Genomic DNA, 22,996 nt, shown 5'->3' with positions numbered 1-22,996 from the left:
GCAGAGGGGGAAATATGAGGGATAGTATAAAATCATGAATAGGAAGAAGAGAACGCGCTGGCAGCGCCGCCCTGGCACGATCGGAGGCAAACTGCCGTGGAATGACTGGCGCAATGCCAGCAGCTGGCGAAAAGCCACCCAGTTTCTCCTGCTGGCTATTAATATTTATATTGGCGTAACGTTCTATTACTGGGTCCGCTATTTCGAAACCGCCGGAACCAGCGTCTATATTCCAAGGCCTGGTGGTATTGAGGGATGGCTACCGATCGCAGGCTTGATGAATATCCGCTATACGCTGGAGACTGGTTTTCTTCCTCCCATCCATGCCGCCTCCATGCTGCTGTTAGTTGCGTTTATCCTGATTAGTCTGTTGTTAAAAAAAGCCTTCTGTTCGTGGTTATGTCCAGTGGGCACACTGTCCGAACTGCTCGGCAATCTGGGGAAAAAAGTCTTTGGTCGCAACTTCACGCTGCCGCGCTGGCTGGATATCCCGCTGCTCAGTCTGAAGTATCTGTTGCTGAGTTTCTTTTTGTATATCGCCCTGTCGATGCCTGCACTGGGGATTCAGTATTTTCTAATGTCGGCCTATGGCATGATTATCGACGTGAAGATGCTCGATTTCTTTCGCCATATTGGCCCCGCTACGCTCATCTTTGTTGTCGTTATCTGCGTCCTGAGCCTGTTTATTCGCAATGCCTGGTGCCGCTATTTGTGCCCTTATGGCGCGCTGCTCGGCCTGTTCTCGCTATTCTCGCCGTTTAAAATCCGCCGTAACGCAGACAGTTGCATCGACTGCGGAAAATGCGCGAAAAACTGCCCGTCGAATATCCCGGTCGACAGACTGATTCAGGTGCGTACCGTGGAATGCACTGGCTGCATGACCTGCGTTGAATCCTGCCCGGTAGCCTCAACGCTGAGCTTTTCACTGCAGACTCCACCTGGAGCACAAGGCAACGGTGGTAAATCGTTATGGCGTCAGAGGACGCTGTCAGGTGTTGCCATGACGCTACTGGTGCTTGGCATTCTGTTTGCCACCATTGGTTATGCGGTTTATGCCAATGTCTGGGATACGCCAGTACCCGATCATATGTATTTCCAGCTGATCCCGAAGGCAAAGATGATCGGCCATTAATTTTTGTATCAGTATGTTCAAAACCCTGCCAATTCTGGCAGGGTTTCCCGTCTGTCCTGCCATTTTAAGACAATTGAACTTGTGCCATCGTGCTCTCGTTTATACAACCTTAAATATCATCCGTAATAATTTTTCTATTTTGTTATGGGCGACTGGGATCAAAATAATGAACGGGATAACATCATGACTAAAATAAAACTGGCACTGCTATTACCTCTGTTTCTGGCTGGTTGTACGATGAGTGACGGGGAATTAAGAAACGCTTACGCTCAGCATTATCAGCAACCTACCGCCTATGTAGATGCTTATAAACAGAAAATAGCCAGTATGGATATTCATGCGCTGGCCCAATACGCCGCCGCAGAAGATAAGAAAAAAATGCGTGGGCAGCCAAGGCTGAAAATCGACGAATTTATTACCATTGAGAACGTGCAGGCGAAAGGAAATAGGGTGGTCTACGATTACTCACTGTCCGAAAACTGGCTGGCGCTTTCCGCAGATAAACAGCGCGAGAAGCAGACCAATATGAATAAAGACCTGATCTACCGTACCTGCTCGCTGGAAACGGTACGTCTGGCGCAGGCAAAAGGGCTGGAAGAAGAGCATAACTATTACAGTCAGTACCCAGACAAAGTCTCCTTTACTCTGAGAACCAGCGCGCAGATTTGTATGCAAAACGGTTTTACACAATAACCGCAATCCACTATGCCTGATGCGCTACGCTCATCAGGCATACAATTTGCACGCTGCACCAGGCCGGATAAGGCGCCAGCGCTGCATCCGGCTAAAACATCAGAATTTCCAGGACACACTGCCGACAATGCTGCGCTCGGCGCCGAAGTAGCAGTATGAGAGCGAGTTACAGGCCGCAACGTAGCGCTTGTCGGTCAGGTTGTTAACGTTCAGCTGCGCACTCAACCCTTTAATACCGATATTCGTTAAGTCGTAACCAATCACCATATCCACCAGAGTGTATGACGGCAGGGTGTGAGTATTCAGGCGATCGCTGGTAATACCGTTAACGTAGCGCACGCCTGAACCCAACGTCAGACCGTCCAGCGGACCACTTTTTACATCGTAGCTCAGCCAGGCACTGGCCTGGTTACGCGGGGCGTACACTGCGCGCTTGCCCTGCTCTTCCGGGCTGCTTTTCTTATAGCGAATGTCGGTATAGGTATACGCCGCCTGCAAACGGAAGCTATCCGTCAGTTGGCTAATTGCCTCCAGCTCCACCCCTTCAGATTCAATTTCCCCAATCGAGCGGTATGGATCGGTCGGCTCTTCTTTAGTGGCTATATTCGTCTGATTGATACGGAACACCGACGCGCTGAACTGACTGTTAAGTCCTTCCGGCTCATATTTCAGCCCGGCTTCCCACTGCTTGCCTTTCATCGGGTCCAGCAGATTACCGTTCTCATCGGCAAAACTGGTGGGCGTAAAGGCAGTGGAGTAACTCACGTACGGCGCAAAGCCGTTATCGAACAAATAGAGCAACGCGGCGCGGGTGCTGAAGTTGTTTTTATCCAGATCGCTGCGAGTATCCTTGATCTTATCAATGTTAGAAACGCTGACCTGATCGTAGCGACCACCGAGCGTAATACGCCAGCGATCCCATGACATCTGATCCTGCAAATAGTAACCCGTCTGGCGCAGCTTGTGTTTCTCACGCGCATACATGTCGATGTAATCAGGCTTCGCGCCGTACACCGGATTAAAGGCGTCAATCGGCGGGAAAGCGCCGTAGTAACCGGTAGTATTGTTGCTGCGATCCTGATAGTCGATCCCCACCAGCAAACGGTGGTTTACCTGCCAGGTATCAAAGCTGCCGTCGAGCTGGTTATCCAGCGTAATCGCCGACATTTTTTCATCGGAGCCGGAGTAGCCGCGATTAAGCTCGGTTTCATTCAACCAGCCCGCCGCATACACCTGGTTCAGCTCAACGTCGGTATGCAGATAGCGCAGCTTTTGCCGCACCGACCAACCGCTATCAAACATATGCTCAATGTTGTAGCCCACCATGTTTTCACGGCGATCGTATTTGTCATAATCATCCTCGCCTTCGTAAAAGGTATTGGAGATCTTTTGCCCGTAATGCGGAACCACGGTGCCGTCATACGGCAGACCGGAGTGGCTTCCGCCTTCCGGGTCACGGTGCAGATAGGCCATCAGATCCAGACGCGTCTGGTCGGTGATACGCCAGGTCAGGCTGGGCATCAGCGCGTAACGTTCTTCCTTCAATGGACCAAACTGCGAGTCCGCGTAACGCGTCATCCCGCTCAATCGCGCCGCCACTCGATCGTTATCATCCAGCGCCCCGGTGACGTCAAACGCCGCGCCGCGCTGGTTATTGTTGCCGGCAAACAGCTTCACTTCACCGCCCGCATCAAACGACGGCTTACGTGAGGTCAGCGCCACAATACCGCCCGGGGAGGAACGGCCATACAGTACGGAAGCCGGGCCACGTACGACTTCGATATCTTCGAGGAACCACGGATCAACCACCAGCGAGCTATGTGAGTTGGTGTCGCCCATCATCTTCAGACCATCGAGATAGACGTTGTCCAGGCTGCCATCCGAGAAGCCACGCAGTACAATGTAGTCAAAGCGGTTGGAGGCACCAATCTGATTGCTGTAAACCCCCGGCGTATAGCTGACGGCCTGGCGTACGCTGGTTGCGCCTTGCTCTTCAAACTGTTCACGGGTAACGATCGATACCGACTGCGGCGTTTCAATATCCGGCGTGGCAAGCTTCGTGGCCCCGCTCTGCATCTGCGAGGTGACAACCACCGTATCGTTTTTTGTTGTTTCCTGCGCCAGCAGAGGAAAAGCCACGCTGCCGGTCACCCATCCCACCAGCAGCGCCAAGCGAGTCTTCGCGAACATGAATATCTCCAAAGGCATGTCTAATTGTAAGTGAGAATTATTACCTTTTTGCTGACGGAGATAGCTATGCCGGATGCCAGGTTGCCTATGCGCAGTGCCAAATTGTCAGGAAATCACGTGCGTAAAACGCAAATATGGATTAGCAAGGTTTGAGTAAATCGCCGGGCGAAAAGCCGTAACGGCGACGAAAAGCGGTAGAAAAGTTGGTGGCGTGCTGATAACCCGACATCCAGGCCGCCTGCTGTACGCTATATCCTTCCAGTAGATAGCCGCGCGCATGTTCCAGACGGCAATCGCGCAGGTAGTCGAATACCGAACAGCCATAGGCTGCACGGAACTTACTGCGCAGGCTGCTGGGGCTCATCGCCGCGCGTTGGGCCAGTTCATTAAGGGTGTAGTCATTTTCGGGACTCTCCTCCAGCAGTCGGCGAACGACCTCCAGCCGCTGCTGCTCACCGCTCGCCGCAAGACGTTTACCGCTCTCGACCTGACACATGCTGAGGCCATGACCGAACAGTTGTAATATCAGCCCTTCCAGCATCAGCTGACGAGAAACATGGCTAATGGTACTCTGCTGCGCGAACTGCAGCCCGCTGAGTAAAAACCCCGGCACCTGCCAGATAAGCGTCGGCGTCTGGCATCTTTCCCACTCGCGCATCAACGATTCAAGCAACCCCGTGCGATACGCGCCGTCAGGATATAAACCGAGCGATAATGTACGGAGTTTACAATCAGCATGATGACGGGCACGCATCGTCTGGTGCTCACTCAGGCGTGAGCTAAACGCCATGCCGGAGCGCACCACATGCTCCTGTCCGTTAAGCGTCAGGATCACGCAGCCTTCCAGTACCACCAGCATATACAGAGGACTGTCGTGGCGAGAGGTGGTTTCGTAGGGTTGCAATACCTGTACGTCGGAGTGTGTCACGCACATCCCGCAGGGGAGAGTCATCTCCTCAATTTCACCTTGCAGAACAGGGCTGCCAGACGGCAAATCCGGTCTTTGTGCCAACAGGGGAAAGCGGTAATCGATCCCGTAGCGCTCACCAAAATCCATAAACTCGCTGACGGAGAAAGTGCGAGCGACGCGTCCGGAGGCATTCAGGGCGGTGGTGTTGTTCATGCTGTCTTCTGCACAGGAAATGGGATTAACGGTTTATAACTGAAGCAACATTACCATTACCTGCACAATACGACAATAATAATGAGAACCATTATCAGCAAAATAAACAGCTTAATCCAGCCAGTTTAGATCTGCCGAGGAGGCACACGGCGCAGCCTCTTTTAACCAGCGATACAGCAGCTCAATATTTCTGAGCCGTGTTGAAGCCTTTGGCCAGACAAGGTAATACCCCTCGCCAGTCGCCACAGCATCTTTAAACGGTAACGCCAACATCCCTGCCTGAATGGCCGCCAGGCTTAGCAGCAGGTCGGCAACAGACACGCCATGACCACTCATCGCGGCAAGACTACCCTGCTCCAGGGTGTCGAACACTTTGCCTCGCGCAAGATTCAACGCCGGAAACTTCCCAGTGCGTTGCAGCCACCGACGCCAGTCTCGGCGATCCGCTGAGGGATGAATCAGTTCACAGGCAGAAAGATCGCGCTGCGCCTGCACCAGCAGTGCGGGTGAACACACTGGGATAAGCCACTCCTGAAACAGCAACCGGCTGTCGGTATCGTCACCAAAATGGCCATTCCCTAACAGGATCGCACAGTCATACGGTTCACGACTGAAGGATACCGAATCGGTATCCATCCAGACGCTGGAAATTCCGATCACCGGAGTCGGATGCGCTTCACGGAAAAGACGCAGCACATCCAGAAGCCAGCGCATTGTCAACGTAGACGGCGCTTTCAGCCGTAGCTCATAACTGCTGCTGCGAAAGGCATGACACGCGTGTTCCAGACTCTGAAACCCAGCCGTCAACTGCTGCGCTAACCCTTGGCCAGAAGGTGTTATCTCGATACGCGGGCCGCTGCGGATAAATAGCTCACAGCCAAACCATGCCTCCAGAGTGCGAATATGACGGCTTACCGCGCCCGGCGTCACGTTAAGTTGAATAGCGGCTTTGCTGAACGTTCCCAGACGGGCTGCGGCTTCAAAAGCCCTCAGGGCATACAACGGAGGTAGCGTCATCGTGAGTTTCTATGTTGAGTTTTACTCACAGTAGAGCGCAGTTTTATTCGTTTTTCAATGCGCTACGTAAACGGAATACTGGTGGAAAATATCATCAGGATAATCAGGTATGAATTTCACTTTACTGGCTGCCTATAGCCTCAGCGTAGTAACCCTGCTGTTAACACCGGGTCCTGTCGTGGCGCTGATTACCACCACCGCGGCGCAGCACGGCTATCGCCGGGCTTTTCTCACGCTGATTGGCACTAACGGCGCTTCTTTAGTACTGATTGCTCTGGCTGCACTGATGCTAGCTGGCGTGGTTTCAATCTCTGCGATATGGCTTGGCGTACTGGGTCTTGTGGGATCGTTGTACATCGGAGTGATGGCGATTAATGGCCTGCGGGCCAGGGCCTCAAACCCCGGGCTGGGTGCGCGAAAACGCGATAACAGCGGGCTTATCCACGGATTTCTGACCGGGGTCGCCAACCCAAAGGACATTTTGTTTTTCGTAGCGTTTTTCCCCCAATTCATTGCCATTACGCAAGATTTCACCACCAGCATTCTGACGCTAACGCTGGTGTGGGTTATTTTTGATGTGACGGTGCTGTCTTTTTACATCGTGGTTTTCAAACGCTGGATACCAGCGCGCTTTGCCAGATGCAGCGGTTTTATCTCCTCTCTTTTTCTGCTCGCGGTGGCGGTGTTTGGCATTATTTATAATGTACACGCACTACAAATGCTCTCACCCGTGATGTGATCCTCAACAAATTGTTCAGCCAGACATCTCATCTTGCACCGGGAAGGATAAAATAAGAACAAATCGACATTAATATTATTAATGGATTAATAAGCCCGGATTCAGAAAATATAGACGATAACATTTTCATGGCGTTCAACTGGCACCCTCACCCATGATAACGCATCAACGACGATAGGTGCCATGTCATTTTCTAAACGAAGTAGAGGTGTATTGTCATCTGGCACAACTGTGCTTTCACCGATCTCAAGAACGCCCCGAAAAGAAATGGACATATTGTCTGACGTATCCGACAACCTTATCCATTCGGTTGTAATCACTAACTTTCGAGTAAACATTCGCTATCCTTTGCGCGTGGTATATATCCGATACTTTCACAAGTAGATCACTACTCTTTGAACAAAAAGAAATTTTTCCTCTATATCAATTAAGCATTACTTAACAGAAAGAAAATTGAAATAATGAAACTCATTCGAAATGTGTTTCACAAATTCAACCGGCAGGTTATGTTTGATGAACGTTAACTTTGCAAACTCAACATCGCCGTACACTCGAATACAGAAAGGTTTGACAATCTCGCCCTGCACGCCAAAGCACTCCTGAAGCCGGGCATCATCCATAAAGATAAAGTCACCTTTTCTGACCTTAATACTTTCATGAAGTCCTTGCCACTTCTCTGGAGTGAGCAGAAAGCTCTCCCATCCATTATTTCTCAATATTTCAATCGTATGAGTAAATTTAAAATAGTCGTTTTGCATTGTCACGTCACCACTCGACGTGGCGTACAAATATTCTATTTTAAATTTAAGTTGTGCATTGATGCTTTTTTTCTTCCCCTCATCAATTAGCCACTGAAGCTCACTGACAATGCTCTTCGAAAATATTTTTCTTTTTTTGGCAATAGCCAGCCAATGCATAATGAATAGATGCTCTGACATTTTGGAGTAGATCTTATGATCCTTTATTGCGATACCAATTGCAACTAACGCACTCCAGGTAAATGTTTCCAGATCATCCTGATAATGATGTCGTAACGTACTAACTCTTCCAGAATCCCTTACCACTTAAACCTGCCCAAATAAATCGTCATTGTTATTCCACGTTATTCTTGTATTACTCTATTAAAAAATTACTACAACTAAAATCGCCAAAATATGATCCAGATTAACTTATCCCTATGTAATAAACGTGCAAATACAATACATCATACTTATTAATCATTAATCCAGAATAGCTCAACAATGTCCAATAAGAATAATGCGATAAAGATAAAAGTTAATAATAATCACCAGTAATCAATATCATCTGCGGTGATGAGAGCTGTAATCAGAAAAAGCAAACTACCGGGCATTTAGCAAGCCGGAAGTTTGCTTGTTACAAACGAAGTTAATAGAAAATACCGATGATCAGGGTATGAGTTACAAAGCCCACAATCAGCGGTACGGCGGTACGTTTAACCACATCAAATGGCGTTATTTTCGCCCCACTGGAAACGGCAATCACCACGCCGGAAACCGGTGAAATTGCCCGCCCCATATGTGATGCCTGCTGCATCGGCAGGATCATGGCAACAGCGTTAGCGCCCATACTTGCCGCGATTTGCGGGATCAGCTCAACGAAAGCAAGGAATGGCGCATTACCCGATCCCATAATAATTGCTGCCGCCAGCGTCACCAGCGCAAACACCACCGCCATAGCAAATGGGGGTAATCCCACGTGCTCCGCCATCAGGATTAATTGATCAATGGCACCAATAACTTTAATCCCGTGAGCAAAAACACCTGCCGCAACCAGCAGCCCAACTACCCCGGTAAAGGCAGTGCCCATGCCTTTAAGGAAATGGCTGAATCCTTCGCATACTGACTTTAAATCACGCACCCGCAGCCATTCAATCAACATACAGACAGCCATCGAAATGAGCACAATGGTGATAATATTCAGGTTAATACCACTGACAAACATTTCCGATGATCCCACCGCCATCAGTATCGGAAGCATCGGGAGCAGCGCATAAAAAGCCGGGGCTTTTCCTGAGTCAGTTACCTCAGCGCTACCGATTTCTCGTGGAAGTGTCCCCGCTTTACGGTCGCAATGCCGCTGCCAGAAGAAATGGCAGACGCCGACGACCAGCACGGTTGCCAGCGCTGCGGGTCCCTGGTGGTAAACAACGTATTCCACCACATCCATATTGACCGCTTTAGATCCCCTGATAGCATCGATGGCTGTCGGGGTATATGCCACACCAAGCGATGTGGCAATAACCCCAGCGGCTGAGGCCGCAGAAAGCCCTAACCCCAGCATAATGGGGAACATCGTCCCCATCAGCAACACGGCTAGCCCGGTGGCGGATGGAATGGCCAACTGCAGGAGGCTGGCGAGCAGATAGGAGAAAAATAGAAGCACATAGGGCGAACGCAGCGCGCGCAAAGGTTTCGTCACAACCCGCACAACCGCTTCATTTGCCCCGATATGATCCATGTAATGCGCAAATCCCATGAGCGCCATGATCATCAGGCCGAGATCGGCGGAACGCGTACTAAAGAGATCGCGCATCACCTCGAAAGGATCGAGAAATGAAATCCCCGTACTGGCAACCCCCTTCGGTAATACAGAACCCCATCCGGTTAACGCCGTACAAATCATCAACACCAGGCCAGCAATGAACAACACGGGTTCAGCGCGATAACCTTTCAGGATCAGACGCGCGACCACCACGATCACCAGTAGGGCAATTAACACCTGAATCATGACTGAGCTCTCCCCTGCGCGAACTCAGCAAAGGTTTCCTCAATGACCGCTACCACAACATCGCTGGCGGCCCGCAGTGAACGCACCGGCAGGTATTCATAAATCGAATGAAAGTTATGGGCACCGGTAAAAATATTCGGGCAAGGTAGTCCTTTCTGCGATAACACTGCGCCATCATATCCACCACGCATGGCGACAGGTTGCGGGGTAATGCCACACTTCTGATACGCGCGTAACGCAATATCAATCGGGTAGTGAGCATCGCCCTGCAAGCTATTGAACACATTGGCATAGCGATCGGTTAAATGGCAGACCACGCTGTTTTCTCCCCACAGCGCGCAGGTGCTGACGGCCAGCTGGCGGATATATGCCATACGCGCCTTATACCCCTCTTCGGTAAAATCCCGGATATCCAGCTTAAGTACCGTACGGGCACTGTTACCCTGAAGTTGTTTTACCCAGTAATACCCTTCGCGTCCTTCCGTATACTCAGGCGCCTCTCCTCCGGGCAGCATCGCAATAAACTTATGCGCCATCAGCAGAGAGTTCTTCAGCTTACCTTTGGCCGACATAGGGTGTGCGGACTGACCGGTAAAGATGATTTCCGCATCACCCGCGTTCCAGTTCTCATAGACAAATTCTCCAATGCCGCAGCAGTCCAGGGTATAGCCAAAATCAGCCCCAAACGCCGCAACATCAAATGCTTTTGCACCTCGTAATCCCTGCTCTTCATCAGGAACAAAACCGACCTTCACCGGCCCATGCTTAATCTCCGGATGTGCGACAAGGTACTCCAGAGCATTCATAATCGCGGCGATGGCGGCTTTATCATCTGCCCCCAACAGACTGGTACCATCCGTCACCAGCAAGTCATCACCGATATAATTTTTCAGTTCTGGAAATTCACTTTCGCGCAGATAAATTTTTAGCTCCTGGTTCAGACACAAATCCCCACCGCTGTAGTGAAGACGTTGTGCTTTTGTGTCCGCAGTCTGTTCCGCACTGGTATCGAGATGACCAAAAAAGGAAACGACAGGGATCGCGTCGTCCGTATTTGCAGGCAATGTCGCTGTCACAATAGCGGTATCCCTGACCTCAATGTTTTCCATTCCTAATGCTTCAAGTTCTACTGCCAGCAGTTTTGCCAGTTCCATTTGACCAGGTGAAGAAGGCATTATCCCATTAGCACCATTTTCCCTTGAGGTCGTGGTATTGATTTTCGTGTAGTTAATAAAGCGTTCAACAATATCCATTCCAGGAGATCCTTTAATGTATCATTTACGAGGTACTGCAAGAGAAGACCTGCATACAGCGTGGGTTGAATAATCTGAGAACAAAATAAAATCAGCACTCATCCCAGAATGCTGACTTTATGAGCATTACGACAACGATTTATAAAAAGGAAGATAAAAAGCCAGTAATTATGCCAGTGATTAAAAGCTCCGTTCTGATTGATGAAATCATATTCCCTGTCTGTTTTTACTGCATTTTCCATGGTGTTAAGCTAACAGAAGTCATAAACGGTATTCGTATATCTAAGAGATAATAAAAATCATTTAGATTCTTGCACCCAATACCGACACAAGATATACCATCGCTATATTTTTTAATGAACGAATGCTGTAACAGCAAAATGCAACCGTTTGCACCTCTCTACAAATAGCCACTTAACGCACTAAAATCCGTGAACAAAATCACAATTATTTCAAAAGCGAGAATTAACATAACGCTGAAAAACAGGCAGTTATAAGAAAAATTATATAATACCGCTATAAATAAATATAAAATTACACTATTCACTATAAAATAGATTCATAGCGATACTATTTCAATAGTGACGTATGATTCAGAGAAAAAAATCTGTCGTCATCACTAATGTAATGCAACAAGAACAATAATATTAAATTATCTATTTATGATGACTATCAAAATAATATACAGAAAAAAAACCTCTCCCCTGAGAAGAGATACAGGGCAGAGGTAATACGGGTGTTAAGGACATTTTTATAGTTTTGATGATAACAGAAGAGCTTCTTGCAGGATTGAGTATACACACTTCATGACGTTAAGAAAATTCCTAAATAGAATTAAAAACAAACACCATTAAAAATTCTTTTTATAATAAAGACCTGTTTATCAAATAAAACAAAATTAAGATAAGAAAAGATTAAATATCACTAATCTATAGTGTGACGCAAGTGAGACCAACTACACATCATTACGACCAATACCGCTACTGACGATGTCTGAAAATTCAATAAATTTAATACATTCATACACCACTCAGCTAGCTGAGAGTTAAAAAATCATAAAATAAGCTAAACGCAATTTTTCGTCATAGATCACATTTTCCCGACAGGACGATTCCCCTACTCGTCCAGGCTGGTATGATTCAGCAGGTAAATATCTATCAACTCAACCCGAGGCTTTGATGCTGGAGAATGTAATCATCAGATAATCAGCTTACCGACCTTTTCAGGCCGGACTGGTTATCAATGCGCCGAAATCGAATGCGGACACCACTGTGTGTTTGCACGTTTTGCACATGATGATTAAACAGGTTTTCCAGTATGAATTTATCCCGTCAGGAACAACGTACCTTACACGTACTCGCCAAAGGTGGCCGTATTGCTCACGTCCGTGATGCATCAGGTCGTGTCACTTCCGTCGAATGCTATAGCCGCGAAGGGTTACTGCTCTGCGACTGCACGCTCGATGTATTCAAAAAGCTCAGAACGAAAAAACTGATCAAATCCGTCAATGGTCAGCCCTACCGCATCAATACCACTGGGCTGAACAACGTTCGCGCCCAACTGGATAATCGCTAAGGAGAGAGAGATGGATATCCCGAAGATTTTTACAATCAGCGAAAGCGCACATCGCATTCATAATCCATTCACCGCGCAGAAATATGCAACGTTAGGTCAGGTTTTACGGATGGCCCCAGGAACCCGCATCCTGGATCTCGGCAGCGGCTCTGGCGAGATGTTGTGCACCTGGGCACGCGATCATGGAATTTCCGGCGTTGGTATCGATATGAGCCAGTTATTCAGCGAGCAAGCCACCCTGCGGGCAAGTGAATTGGGTGTCACTGAGCACGTGCGTTTTATTCATGCCGATGCAACAGGTTATATCGCCGAAGAAAAATTCGATATTGCCGCCTGCATTGGTGCAACCTGGATTGCCGGTGGCATTGCCGGAACGGTCAAACAGCTGGAACAAAGTCTCAAATCAGGCGGGATCCTGCTCATCGGCGAACCGTACTGGCACCAGATACCCGCAACGGAGGAGATCGCTAAGTCTTGCGGCGCGACCTCAGTGACTGATTTCCTCTCTCTGCCAGAACGCGTTTCGTCTTTCGACCAGCTCGGTTATGACGTGGTCGAAATGGTACTGGCTGACCAGGAGGGTTGGGACAGATACGAGGCGGCAAAATGGTTGACGATGCGCCGGTGGCTGGAGGCAAATCCGGACGATGAGTTTGCCGTCGAAGTCAGAGAGCAACTGAGCAGTTCACCAGCACGCCACGTTACCTTCACCCGGGAATATATCGGGTGGGGCGTGTTCGCACTCATGCAGAGGTAATATCTCCTGTCGGTATAGCCAGGCTGGTTATACCGACTTTTTCATCTCATCGTCGCTTACTTCATTAATACTTCAACAAATTTAGCTAACCATTGCGGATGCGCGGGCCATGCTGGTGCCGTCACCAGATTGCCATCAACGTGGGCCTGATCAATGCCAATATCGGCATAATGTCCACCGCTCAGACGAACCTCAGGCGCGCAGGCCGGATAAGCGCTACAGGTCCGGTTTTCTAACACTCCCGCCGCCGCTAATAGTTGGGGCCCATGACAAACCGCAGCGATAGGCTTATTGGCAGCGTTGAAATCTTGCACCAGCTTAATGACATCTGGATTCAGTCGAAGATATTCCGGAGCACGACCGCCGGGGATCAACAGTGCGTCGTAATCGGCGGCCCGCGCCTCGGCAAAATTCGCATTCAACGTAAAACGATGTCCTGGCTTTTCACTGTATGTCTGTGCCCCATCAAAATCGTGAATGGCGGTTTGAACGTAGTCACCCTGACTTTTATCCGGACAGACGGCATCCACACGATGCCCAAGCATTTGCAAAGCCTGAAAAGGCACCATCGTTTCATAATCTTCGACATAATCTCCGACCAGCATCAGTATCTTCTTCATTCACATCCCCCACTCATGGTTATTAATGATGAGAAATAACGGCCATCTTTACTATAGTCCACACGGTTCATGGCATTAATAAATACAACAGAACAATCGGCCAGATCACAATCCGCGGCAAGGCCCGTCTGACGAGGCTTCAGAGCCTACGGCGTGACACATGTTCATGCTGATAAATATAAATTATATATAAATATATAGTTGAGAAATTTTAATAGTAGTCAATTTTACTCATAATATAAAACGAAGAGATTGCAACGAATATCTCCTGTGATATATTCCGCATGAAACTTATCCGCAATCAATTCATTTGTTATTCAATATTTAAAATACGCAGAACATTAACTATCTATTATTATTTTATTCATCCAATATCAGATAAATATACGTAAAGGTTAATCCTATGATGACAAGACGTTCGTTCGTCTGGCAAGGTTTGGTGACTTCAACGAGTATGCTACTCGCCGGTATGACAGGCATCAGTTTTAGCCAATTTGCCCGCGCAACAGAGGACCGCCGCTGGCAAATGCCGGATGAAGGCGCACCGCATGCGGCAACCTGGATGGCGTTTGGTGCCAGTGCGGAGATCTGGGAGCCTCATCTGCTACCGGTGGTGCAGGAAAACCTGGCGCTAGTTGCTAAAACCATCGCCGCATTTGAATCCGTAAATATGTTGGTACGCGAAGAAGACAGCGAACTCGCCGCGCGTCTGTGCGGACCGTCGGTCAATCTTCTGGTTCACCCAATAGACGATCTGTGGATCCGCGACACCGGGCCGGTGTTTGTGAAAAGCGCCAGCGGTGCGCTCGGCGGTGTGGGATTTAATTTTAACGGCTGGGGCAATAAGCAAGAGCACGAACGTGATGCCGATGTGGCTGAATTCGTTACTGATTACGTTCATACCGAGTTCATCCGCTCGGCGCTGACTCTGGAAGGTGGCGGTATTGAGGTAGACGGCGAAGGCACGGCGATTATTACCGAGAGCTGCGTGCTTAACTCCAACCGTAATCCCGGCGTCAGCAAAGCCGAATGCGAAGAAGAACTTAAGCGACTGCTAGGTCTGGAGAAAATCATATGGTTGCCGGGTATTGCCGGCAAGGATATTACCGACGGCCATACAGATTTTTATGCCAGGTTCACGCATCCGGGTACGGTGGTGACAGGTCTTGAGCAGGATCCGTCGTCCTTTGATTACGCGATCACCCGACGTCATCTGGACATATTACGAGCCGCCACGGATGCCAAAGGCCGACGGTTGAAGGTAGTCACGCTGGAAGGACCTTCTACCATCCGCCAGACTTATGCGAGTGATGATTTTGCCGCAGGGTATATCAATTTTTATCTGTGTAATGATGCCGTCATTGCACCACAATTTGGCGATAAGCGCACCGATCGTAATACCCATGCTATTTTGCAGGAGCTGTTTATCGATCGTGAAATTATACAACTGAATATTGATGGCATTGCGGCTGGCGGCGGCGGCATTCACTGCGCGACACAGCAGCAACCTCGTTAATGATTAACAATTGAGTGTATTGTGGGAAGGTGGGGAAACTCACTTTCCTGCCAATATCATAATAATTCCTTTAGAAGGATGCCTGCATAGGTTAATTTTTAATAAACAAAGTGCTCAATTAACATTTATGAAATAAACACCATTAAAAAATAACATTTTAATAGCTTTTATCGATCTTTCGTGGTATTTATGATCTGCCAAACCTATCGATAAAATCTATCAAAAGATTTATATTGATCGTTTTTATCGATCATCTATTCTGTCTTAAATAATGGCTACTGACGGAATTTTTATTATCAGCACAGCCATAAAGATTGTTCTTCCCTGCGTTGTGAAACACACGGAAATTATCGAGGGTTACCTTTAAAAAATTTACATAACATATTTTAGAATGGTTTTCAATTAGCGAAAACATCCAAAAATACACATTTCAAACCTCCAGTCTAACCTGTTTTAAGTAGATGACTTAAATCGAGAACGGTGATAACTCACTGAGAATTGCGAATGATGATATTGCTAAGAAAAACTGAAAATATAAATTTTATTAATACATTTAGAGACTATTTTTGTGTAGGCATCGCGTTTTTTGCATTACAGCTGATCGCTGGTCATCTCAGTAAGCAAGAGGATGTTGCGGGTATAACACTGCATTTTTACGATCTCACTTTACCTCTTATTTCTGCACTGCTGGTTTTATACCGGCAAAAGGCGCTGCCAATTTTGGGTGCCTTTTTCTTGTATGCCCTTTACTCTTACTCTTTATCTTCGGTATTCACGCTAACGGCTCAGCTACTGGCTGCTCTCATTAGCCAGACACTCTACTTTTTCTCGACAGGTAAACGAGGCGCGGTTAGCTTTGGTCGTAGCCAGCTTACAACCCTGCGTATTGTCTGGCTCGTGTGTTGCAACGCCTTACTATTCATCTCGATTGATCACTGGCTCCAGTCAAACACTGCCTCAGCACCGATCACAAACCTTTTTACACTACAAACACTAATTAACTTACAGTGGTTGATGAACTCTTGCCTGACTGGCATCCCTTTTTGTTATCTGTTGCTTAGAAGCGTTCAAAACCCTGCATGGTGCATTTTATACATCAGACAAGTGAAGACGCTGATAAAATCCGGCCCTCCTATTCTGTATCAAGTATTATGGCTGGTGCTGTTACTCTGCATTATGTCCGCTTTGATCGTCATCAGAGAAGATATTCTTATATTTACAGACTATTCATTACTGTGGTTACTTCCAGTAATGCTGTGGGGAGTGATCTGCATTGGCCATGCTTTTATATCCCCTGTATGGGTAACAATGCTCATCCTGTTGGGATATTATATAAACAGTTATATTTCACCGGATAACTATAATAATTATTTACATAGTCTCGTGATTTCCTCCACGATAGTGTTTGTCTTTTCTCTTACGATTGTTGTTACCGGTGTACTTGTGGTCCGTAACCGAAAATATCTCCGCCGCCTCAAACAACTTTTTAGATCAGAGCCTAATACCGGACTGCCTAACTTTCAGGCCCTGCAAATGGACATCCGTAAACACGCAACAGAGTGCTTGTGTTACATCCGTTGTACAGAGTTGAATACGCTGGAGCAAACTCATGGAATAGAATTCCGTTTTGAATTTGTAAAAGCGCTAAGCGCATATGTACGTAAATTGATTAAGGATACATGTAACATTTATTACGCACCAGGTCATGGAATAATTCTTCGCCTTGATACTGTCCCTGACATTTCTGCTCTTTACAAAGACCTAAACTCTTTTCGTTTTATCTGGAAGGATTACCAATTGGGACTATCTTGTGGTGTGGCATATACCACCGAGAAAAACCTGATTAAAAATTTATCACAAGCAATTAAACATCTTAATACCCAAAGCTACATCTCGTTAATGCAGGGACAACCGTTGTTACTCAGCCCGCAGGTGCCAGGTGATAAAATTGTCAGTCAGGCTGTCATTCGTCATATGTTGCAAAAAGCAATTGACAGAAAATCGTTTGAGCTTATGGCTCAACCCATCGTATCAACGATGCTGGTTGTTCAGCCTATCGTTTCAACTACGGGACTGACACGTTATCACGAGATACTTATTCGGATAAAAATGGTTGATGGTAAGTTAATCTTTCCAGACACCATCCTACCGGTTGCTCGCGAGGCAGGATTACTTCCTGCACTGGATATCACTGTTATTGAGCAAACATTTCGTTTTATACAGTCACGGCAGAAATCTGACCCGAACAGTCATTTCTCCATTAATCTGACACCTGACTCGCTTAATAAAATTGATTTTCTTGATAATGTTTTCACATTGTTTAGAAAATATTCCATCGCACCTAAACGTATAATTTTTGAAGTCATTGAATCAGATATCATTGACAACGCTAATGTCACTGATGTTCTGAGAGCATTACGTAAAGCCGGTTCTAAAATTGCTATTGATGATTTTGGCACAGGGGCGTCAAGCTATTCACGACTCAGAACATTAGACGCAGATATTCTGAAAATTGATGGCTCCCTCATCCGTAATATACTGACCGATGAATTTAGTCGATGCGCCGTCAGATCCTTCTGCGAAGTAGCAAAACTCAAAAACATGGAAGTAGTAGCTGAGTTTGTTGAAAATGAGGAAATTGAAAAGATGCTAATTACCATGGGTATTGGTTGGTTACAGGGATACCATATAGGGAAACCCGTTCCTATTGAGTTGGCTGAATTATAATAATAATTATATTCCTACATTGTTCCACTTACCGGCTCCCGTGCCGGTTTTTTTATTCCCTAAAGCAAGTGGTACATCATTTAAATCAGGTATGCCGCGACCGTTTGCCGCGACATACCGTATTTCATTTTTAACCCAACTCAACCAAACACGTCGATCGATTCCGTTTCCATCACTCCCAGGCGCGCTCAGATTTCGCGGCGTCAAACTGCGGCGGCGGTTTACGAAAGCGTCCGGTCAGGTACGCGAGATACACCAGCCCGACGCCGGCCCATACCAGTCCCAGCGTCAGCGATGTCACTTCCAGATTCACCCATAGTACGGCTACCGTGGCGGCACCGACCATTGGCAATACCAGATAGTGCAACTTTTCCTGCCAGGTATGCTTACGTCCTTCACGACGCCAGAAGTGGTTAAACACGGACAGATTAACGAAGGTAAAGGCCACCAGCGCGCCAAAGTTAATCAGCGCCGTAGCGGTCACCAGATCAAAAAACAGGGCCGACAGCGCCACAATCCCGACCATGATGACGTTCAACGCGGGAGTACGCCATTTGGGATGGACATAACCAAAGTACTTCTCCGGGAAGACGTTATCGCGGCCCATCACATACAGCAGGCGAGAAACGCTGGCATGCGACGCCAGACCTGACGCCAGCGTATTCACAAAGGTGGTGCACAGAAAAATAGACTGGAACAACTTGCCGCCGACGTACAGCGCAATCTCCGGCAGCGCCGCATCCGGGTCTTTGAATCGGCTAATGTCCGGGAAGAACAGTTGCATAAAGAACGAGGCGGCAATGAAGATCAGTCCACCGTACAGCGCGGTAAGAAAAATGGCTTTTGGAATGGTGCGCGCAGCATCTGGCGTCTCTTCAGAGAGGGTCGTTACCGCGTCAAAGCCGAGAAACGAGAAGCAGACAATGGTCGCCCCGGTGATAATCGGAATCAAATGCGCATTCTGACTAATAAACGGTTGCAACGACCAGACGGTCCCGACCCCTTCGCCTTTGTGCAGCCCCTGCACCACGAGGAAAATAAACACCACGATGATCGCCACCTGCACCAGGACAAACAGGGCATTGAAGTTCGCCACCAGGTTAACGCTTTTCAAATTGGCCGCGGTAAGGATCGCCACGAACAGCACCACCCAAATCCATGGCGCAACCCCCGGGAATAACGCGGAAAGGTAAATTTTCGCCAATAGTACGTTAATCATCGGCAGGAAAAGGTAGTCAAGCAGTGACGACCAGCCGACCATAAACCCCACATGCGGATTAATCGCTTTTTGCGCATAGGTATAGGCCGAACCGGCCTGCGGAAACTGGCGCACCAGCTTTCCGTAACTGATGGCGGTAAACAGTACGCCCGCCAGGGCCAGCAGATAGGAGGCCGGAACATGGCCATTGCTGATACCCGAAACAATGCCAAAGGTGTCAAACACCGTCATCGGCGTGAGATAGGCCAGCCCCATCACCACTACCTGCCACAGCTTGAGAGATTTACGCAGCTGTGCTTTGCCCGGCTGGGCTGCAAGATCCACAGAAGAATTAGTCGACATAGCTTTCCTCCCCGCGACGAGCCCAGATCTGCGTTCGAAATGTGGGAACAGCAGACCTGGGTCGTATCGGGGTAGAAAGCCATAAGAAAGGCGTCAATGTTGCACGGCACAGATGCGGTCCGTACTTACTGCGGGAGCCATGGATGCTCACGCGGGGCTGGTTTTTAAACATTGGCATCATCACATTTCCTCGTCACAAACTCTGTCGGTTATCTGAAGACCCGTTGTCGCCCGCGCTCCATTACGCGACATCCGGGAAATGGCAGGTATTCCTGCAATTTTGACGGGCTGGCTCCGCTCAGCCCGCATGATGCGACTTCTTTTTAAATGACCTGTACGACTGTCAGGCGTTTTTCAACATCCACTCAATTTCAGTGTCGGTGATAAGACGTTCAAACTGGATTAATTCATCGTTTTTACAGGCGTGATACACGTGGCTAAAACGCTCACCCAATAATTCACGCAGACTGTCGTTTTGCATAAACTCCCACAGCGCATCGCTCTGGCGGATAGGAAACGATAGCCCTTCCTGCTCCAGTCCGTTGCCTTCCACTTCTTCCTGCAGCGGCAGATCGTTATCCAGACCGTGAAGGATCCCCGCCAGGATGGTCGACATCACCAGATACGGGTTGGCATCCGCCCCCGCCACGCGATATTCAACCCGATGGTTATCACGATCGCCGCAGGGAATACGCAGCGCCACCGTACGGTTGTTATGCCCCCAGGAAGCCTGAGTCGGCACATACATACCCGGCTGGAAGCGGCGATAAGAGTTCACATTCGGCGCCAGCAGCGCCATTGATGCGGGCATCAGATCAATCATCCCGGCAAGCGCACGCTTAAGTAACATGGAATCATCGCCATTCGCATCGGCCAGCACGTTCTCGCCTTTATTATTCATAATGCTGATGTGGATATGCATCCCGCTACCGGCATGCTCCTCATAAGGCTTTGCCATAAACGTGGCATGCATCTTATGTTTCTCCGCCACCAGCCGTACCAGACGTTTCAACGCCAGCGCGTCATCGCAGGCGTCGAGCACGTTATCGGTATGGTAAAGGTTGATTTCAAACTGCCCAGGTGAGGCTTCAGCCACTGCGCCGTCAGCCGGGATCAGCTGTAAACGGGCCAGTTCATCGATATCGTTTAACACATCAGCAAAATGGTTCAGGTTATCAACCGAGTAAACCTGACTTTGGGTATTGCGATCGTCCGTACCCGGCGCGCACGGCGGCTGCAGATAACCTTCGGGATCGCGCTTACGATCGAGTAAATAGAACTCCAGCTCTACCGCTACGACGGGGAACAGACCGCGCTGGCGAAGTTTCTGCCAGAGTCGGTTCAGTACGTTCCGCGGCTCAACGTCAAAGGGAGCGCCATCTTCATCCAGCATCGTCAGCATCATCTGTGCAATAAATTCAGGATCGGCGGCCGAAGGGGTTAACGTGCCTGCCACCGGTACACAAGTCCGATCCGGTTCGCCAAGCTCCTGGCCTAATCCCGCCTCTTCGACCACATTGCCAAGAATATCCATCGCGAAAACAGATGCCGGGAAATAGCAGCCTTTCTCTAACTTATGCAATCCAGCAACCGGGAGGCGCTTACCGCGAAAACAACCATTAAGGTCGGTTAACAGCACATCCACATACTGCGTATTAGGATAGCGTTCCAGATACTGCTTAACTTCGCGCGCAAACGCGCTACTTCGTCTCTCTTCAGAATGCTGAACAAAATTCTCAACTTCTACGATATTGGTTTCCATGATTCACCGCCGTTGGCCTGGTAAGCTGCTCTGTGATTTGACTGTTAAATATAATGTCCACCATTCGACTCTGGATGCAAACAAATTGTTTGTCAAATGTTAAATTAAGTTTGCTAGAAGGTTATTCCGCTGCTAGATTGAGAAAATAATGAACGGAATTGCACAACAAGGAACCGTTTGGCAATAATTTATTCCAAAACGTGAGGTCGATCATGGGCAATATATTTGACAAGCCAGTTATTGGTGTAGTGATGTGTAGGAACAGGCTTAAGGGTCACCAGACCCAGACTCTGCAAGAAAAGTACCTGAATGCGGTATTAAATGCCGGTGGATTACCGATAGCGCTGCCCCATGCGCTCGCGGAACCCGAATTGCTGAACGCGCTGTTACCGAAACTGGATGGTATCTTCCTGCCAGGAAGCCCAAGCAATGTGCAGCCGCACCTCTATGGTGAAAATGGCGATGAGTCTGACGCCGATCCCGGGCGTGATCTTCTGAGCATGGCGCTAATTACCGCCGGGCTCGAAAGGCGCATTCCCATTTTCGCCATCTGCCGGGGCTTACAGGAATTAGTTGTCGCCACTGGCGGGACTCTGTATCGTCGCCTGTGCGATCACTCACAGTTCCTGGAACATCGTGAAGATGCGGAACTCCCGGTGGAGCAGCAATATGCGCCATCTCATGAAGTCCAGGTTCAACAGGGAGGATTGCTATCTCAGTTAATACCAGGTTGCAGCACGTTTTGGGTTAACTCCTTGCATGGTCAGGGCGCAAAAAACCTTGGCCCGCAGCTGCGCGTGGAAGCACGCTCGCAGGATGGATTAGTGGAAGCTGCCAGCGTCCATGACCATCCTTTCGCGCTCGGCGTGCAGTGGCACCCGGAATGGAACAGTAGCGAATACGCCCTGTCGCGTTTGTTACTTGAAGGTTTTATCACCGCTTGTCAGAACCACCTCGCTGAAAAACAGCGACTCTGACCACTACAGTTAAGGAAATGCAATTATGAGCGATGACGGCCTGGCGCCGGGTAAACGTTTGTCAGAGATCCGCCAGCAATTGGGTCTTTCGCAGCGTCGTGCCGCCGAACTGTCTGGGTTAACGCATAGCGCCATCAGCACCATAGAGCAGGATAAAGTCAGTCCTGCCATCAGTACGCTGCAAAAGCTATTGAAAGTATATGGGCTGTCGCTCTCCGAGTTCTTCGCGGAACCGGAAAAGCCTGACGAACCGCAGGTGGTTATCAATCAGGATGATTTGATTGAGATCGGGAGTCAGGGAGTATCCATGAAGCTGGTACACAACGGAAATCCGAATCGCACGCTGGCAATGATGTTTGAAACCTATCAGCCAGGCACGACAACCGGGGAGAGAATTAAACATCAGGGTGAAGAGATTGGCACAATACTGGAAGGTGAAGTGATACTGACCATCAACGGTCAAACGTATCCTCTTGTTGCAGGGCAAAGCTATGCCATTAACACCGGCATACCACACAGCTTCAGCAACACTTCGGCGGGGATCTGCCGCATCATCAGTGCCCACACTCCCACCACGTTCTAATAAGTAGCGGCCTGAGTTTCTCA

19 protein-coding genes are annotated in these 22,996 nt (G+C 48.5%); 9 read left to right on the top strand and 10 right to left on the bottom strand.

Annotated features, from left to right (window positions below):
• Positions 1-34 precede the first annotated feature (34 nt).
• Together OGX67_RS20770 and OGX67_RS20765 are read left to right on the top strand one after the other, a co-directional pair.
• Positions 35-1,132 carry a 4Fe-4S binding protein gene (locus tag OGX67_RS20770; protein ID WP_071696911.1) on the top strand — a complete coding sequence of 366 codons (1,098 nt, stop codon included), beginning with the start codon at positions 35-37 and terminating at the stop codon, positions 1,130-1,132.
• Between the two features lie 183 nt (positions 1,133-1,315).
• Positions 1,316-1,825, top strand: a complete 510-nt coding sequence (locus tag OGX67_RS20765; RefSeq protein ID WP_226999280.1) for a hypothetical protein — start codon at positions 1,316-1,318, stop codon at positions 1,823-1,825.
• 99 nt (positions 1,826-1,924) lie between these two features.
• Here the strand turns inward: OGX67_RS20765 and foxA are convergent, their stop codons facing one another.
• The 3 genes from foxA to OGX67_RS20750 form a co-directional block, all read right to left on the bottom strand.
• A complete protein-coding gene (gene foxA, locus OGX67_RS20760) occupies positions 1,925-4,033 on the bottom strand; it encodes a ferrioxamine B receptor FoxA (protein ID WP_085954044.1) in 2,109 nt (702 codons plus the stop codon).
• A 121-nt stretch (positions 4,034-4,154) separates the two neighbouring features.
• Positions 4,155-5,138, bottom strand: a complete 984-nt coding sequence (locus tag OGX67_RS20755; RefSeq protein ID WP_257652024.1) for a helix-turn-helix transcriptional regulator — start codon at positions 5,136-5,138, stop codon at positions 4,155-4,157.
• Positions 5,139-5,249: 111 nt separating this feature from the next.
• Positions 5,250-6,155 (bottom strand): LysR substrate-binding domain-containing protein, encoded by a 906-nt coding sequence (locus tag OGX67_RS20750; protein ID WP_286527129.1) that lies wholly within the window; start codon positions 6,153-6,155, stop codon positions 5,250-5,252.
• Positions 6,156-6,264: 109 nt separating this feature from the next.
• Between OGX67_RS20750 and OGX67_RS20745 the strand changes: the two genes are divergently transcribed.
• The gene (locus OGX67_RS20745) at positions 6,265-6,894 is read left to right on the top strand and encodes a LysE family translocator (protein ID WP_003021269.1); all 630 of its coding nucleotides are present in this window, start codon (positions 6,265-6,267) and stop codon (positions 6,892-6,894) included.
• A 101-nt stretch (positions 6,895-6,995) separates the two neighbouring features.
• On the opposite strand, the gene OGX67_RS20740 is transcribed toward OGX67_RS20745, so the two are convergent.
• From OGX67_RS20740 to pepT, 4 genes are all read right to left on the bottom strand, one after another.
• The gene (locus OGX67_RS20740) at positions 6,996-7,232 is read right to left on the bottom strand and encodes a hypothetical protein (RefSeq protein ID WP_086503740.1); all 237 of its coding nucleotides are present in this window, start codon (positions 7,230-7,232) and stop codon (positions 6,996-6,998) included.
• Between the two features lie 96 nt (positions 7,233-7,328).
• Complete coding sequence (locus tag OGX67_RS20735) at positions 7,329-7,958, bottom strand: DUF2913 family protein (RefSeq protein WP_008320988.1); 630 nt, start codon at positions 7,956-7,958, stop codon at positions 7,329-7,331.
• A gap of 322 nt (positions 7,959-8,280) precedes the next feature.
• Entirely contained in the window at positions 8,281-9,642 is a 1,362-nt protein-coding gene (gene dcuC, locus OGX67_RS20730) for a C4-dicarboxylate transporter DcuC (protein WP_286527127.1), read from the bottom strand.
• Positions 9,639-10,895, bottom strand: coding sequence for a peptidase T (pepT, locus tag OGX67_RS20725; RefSeq protein WP_003021259.1), 1,257 nt, complete (start codon positions 10,893-10,895; stop codon positions 9,639-9,641). Before pepT ends, dcuC begins: the two co-directional genes overlap by 4 nt.
• Before the next feature lie 1,317 nt (positions 10,896-12,212).
• On the opposite strand from pepT, the gene OGX67_RS20720 reads away from it, so the two are divergent.
• Together OGX67_RS20720 and OGX67_RS20715 are read left to right on the top strand one after the other, a co-directional pair.
• On the top strand, positions 12,213-12,470 hold the full coding sequence (locus OGX67_RS20720; protein ID WP_003021255.1) for a YjhX family toxin: 258 nt from the start codon (positions 12,213-12,215) through the stop codon (positions 12,468-12,470).
• Positions 12,471-12,480: 10 nt separating this feature from the next.
• Positions 12,481-13,227, top strand: a complete 747-nt coding sequence (locus tag OGX67_RS20715; protein WP_257652022.1) for an SAM-dependent methyltransferase — start codon at positions 12,481-12,483, stop codon at positions 13,225-13,227.
• Positions 13,228-13,283: 56 nt separating this feature from the next.
• Here OGX67_RS20715 and OGX67_RS20710 read toward each other — a convergent pair whose 3' ends face one another.
• On the bottom strand, positions 13,284-13,847 hold the full coding sequence (locus OGX67_RS20710) for a DJ-1/PfpI family protein (RefSeq protein WP_257652021.1): 564 nt from the start codon (positions 13,845-13,847) through the stop codon (positions 13,284-13,286).
• Between the two features lie 403 nt (positions 13,848-14,250).
• On the opposite strand from OGX67_RS20710, the gene OGX67_RS20705 reads away from it, so the two are divergent.
• Positions 14,251-15,363, top strand: a complete 1,113-nt coding sequence (locus OGX67_RS20705) for an agmatine deiminase family protein (protein WP_110248956.1) — start codon at positions 14,251-14,253, stop codon at positions 15,361-15,363.
• Positions 15,364-15,867: 504 nt separating this feature from the next.
• Positions 15,868-18,090 carry an EAL domain-containing protein gene (locus OGX67_RS20700; protein WP_257652020.1) on the top strand — a complete coding sequence of 741 codons (2,223 nt, stop codon included), beginning with the start codon at positions 15,868-15,870 and terminating at the stop codon, positions 18,088-18,090.
• Positions 18,091-18,262: 172 nt separating this feature from the next.
• Here the strand turns inward: OGX67_RS20700 and OGX67_RS20695 are convergent, their stop codons facing one another.
• Both OGX67_RS20695 and OGX67_RS20690 read right to left on the bottom strand, forming a co-directional pair.
• The gene (locus tag OGX67_RS20695; protein ID WP_003838705.1) at positions 18,263-19,651 is read right to left on the bottom strand and encodes an APC family permease; all 1,389 of its coding nucleotides are present in this window, start codon (positions 19,649-19,651) and stop codon (positions 18,263-18,265) included.
• A gap of 343 nt (positions 19,652-19,994) precedes the next feature.
• Entirely contained in the window at positions 19,995-21,413 is a 1,419-nt protein-coding gene (locus OGX67_RS20690) for a glutamine synthetase family protein (RefSeq protein ID WP_257652019.1), read from the bottom strand.
• Between the two features lie 212 nt (positions 21,414-21,625).
• On the opposite strand from OGX67_RS20690, the gene puuD reads away from it, so the two are divergent.
• Entirely contained in the window at positions 21,626-22,390 is a 765-nt protein-coding gene (gene puuD / locus OGX67_RS20685; protein ID WP_257652018.1) for a gamma-glutamyl-gamma-aminobutyrate hydrolase, read from the top strand.
• 25 nt (positions 22,391-22,415) lie between these two features.
• Positions 22,416-22,973 carry an HTH-type transcriptional regulator PuuR gene (gene puuR / locus OGX67_RS20680; protein ID WP_003830877.1) on the top strand — a complete coding sequence of 186 codons (558 nt, stop codon included), beginning with the start codon at positions 22,416-22,418 and terminating at the stop codon, positions 22,971-22,973.
• Positions 22,974-22,996 lie beyond the last annotated feature (23 nt).

This window comes from Citrobacter sp. Cf118 (genome assembly GCF_030334095.1).
GTDB lineage: Bacteria > Pseudomonadota > Gammaproteobacteria > Enterobacterales > Enterobacteriaceae > Citrobacter > Citrobacter freundii.
This window is presented reverse-complemented; position numbering and strand designations above follow the sequence as displayed.

What these genes read in the sequence shown, in the direction of transcription:
- OGX67_RS20770 (WP_071696911.1), top strand. Translation starts at nt 35, where the DNA reads ATGAATAGGAAGAAGAGAACGCGCTGGCAGCGCCGCCCTGGCACGATC.
- OGX67_RS20765 (WP_226999280.1), top strand. Translation starts at nt 1,316, where the DNA reads ATGACTAAAATAAAACTGGCACTGCTATTACCTCTGTTTCTGGCTGGT.
- foxA (WP_085954044.1), bottom strand. Translation starts at nt 4,033, where the DNA reads ATGCCTTTGGAGATATTCATGTTCGCGAAGACTCGCTTGGCGCTGCTG.
- OGX67_RS20755 (WP_257652024.1), bottom strand. Translation starts at nt 5,138, where the DNA reads ATGAACAACACCACCGCCCTGAATGCCTCCGGACGCGTCGCTCGCACT.
- OGX67_RS20750 (WP_286527129.1), bottom strand. Translation starts at nt 6,155, where the DNA reads ATGACGCTACCTCCGTTGTATGCCCTGAGGGCTTTTGAAGCCGCAGCC.
- OGX67_RS20745 (WP_003021269.1), top strand. Translation starts at nt 6,265, where the DNA reads ATGAATTTCACTTTACTGGCTGCCTATAGCCTCAGCGTAGTAACCCTG.
- OGX67_RS20740 (WP_086503740.1), bottom strand. Translation starts at nt 7,232, where the DNA reads ATGTTTACTCGAAAGTTAGTGATTACAACCGAATGGATAAGGTTGTCG.
- dcuC (WP_286527127.1), bottom strand. Translation starts at nt 9,642, where the DNA reads ATGATTCAGGTGTTAATTGCCCTACTGGTGATCGTGGTGGTCGCGCGT.
- pepT (WP_003021259.1), bottom strand. Translation starts at nt 10,895, where the DNA reads ATGGATATTGTTGAACGCTTTATTAACTACACGAAAATCAATACCACG.
- OGX67_RS20720 (WP_003021255.1), top strand. Translation starts at nt 12,213, where the DNA reads ATGAATTTATCCCGTCAGGAACAACGTACCTTACACGTACTCGCCAAA.
- OGX67_RS20715 (WP_257652022.1), top strand. Translation starts at nt 12,481, where the DNA reads ATGGATATCCCGAAGATTTTTACAATCAGCGAAAGCGCACATCGCATT.
- OGX67_RS20710 (WP_257652021.1), bottom strand. Translation starts at nt 13,847, where the DNA reads ATGAAGAAGATACTGATGCTGGTCGGAGATTATGTCGAAGATTATGAA.
- OGX67_RS20705 (WP_110248956.1), top strand. Translation starts at nt 14,251, where the DNA reads ATGATGACAAGACGTTCGTTCGTCTGGCAAGGTTTGGTGACTTCAACG.
- OGX67_RS20700 (WP_257652020.1), top strand. Translation starts at nt 15,868, where the DNA reads ATGATGATATTGCTAAGAAAAACTGAAAATATAAATTTTATTAATACA.
- OGX67_RS20695 (WP_003838705.1), bottom strand. Translation starts at nt 19,651, where the DNA reads ATGTCGACTAATTCTTCTGTGGATCTTGCAGCCCAGCCGGGCAAAGCA.
- OGX67_RS20690 (WP_257652019.1), bottom strand. Translation starts at nt 21,413, where the DNA reads ATGGAAACCAATATCGTAGAAGTTGAGAATTTTGTTCAGCATTCTGAA.
- puuD (WP_257652018.1), top strand. Translation starts at nt 21,626, where the DNA reads ATGGGCAATATATTTGACAAGCCAGTTATTGGTGTAGTGATGTGTAGG.
- puuR (WP_003830877.1), top strand. Translation starts at nt 22,416, where the DNA reads ATGAGCGATGACGGCCTGGCGCCGGGTAAACGTTTGTCAGAGATCCGC.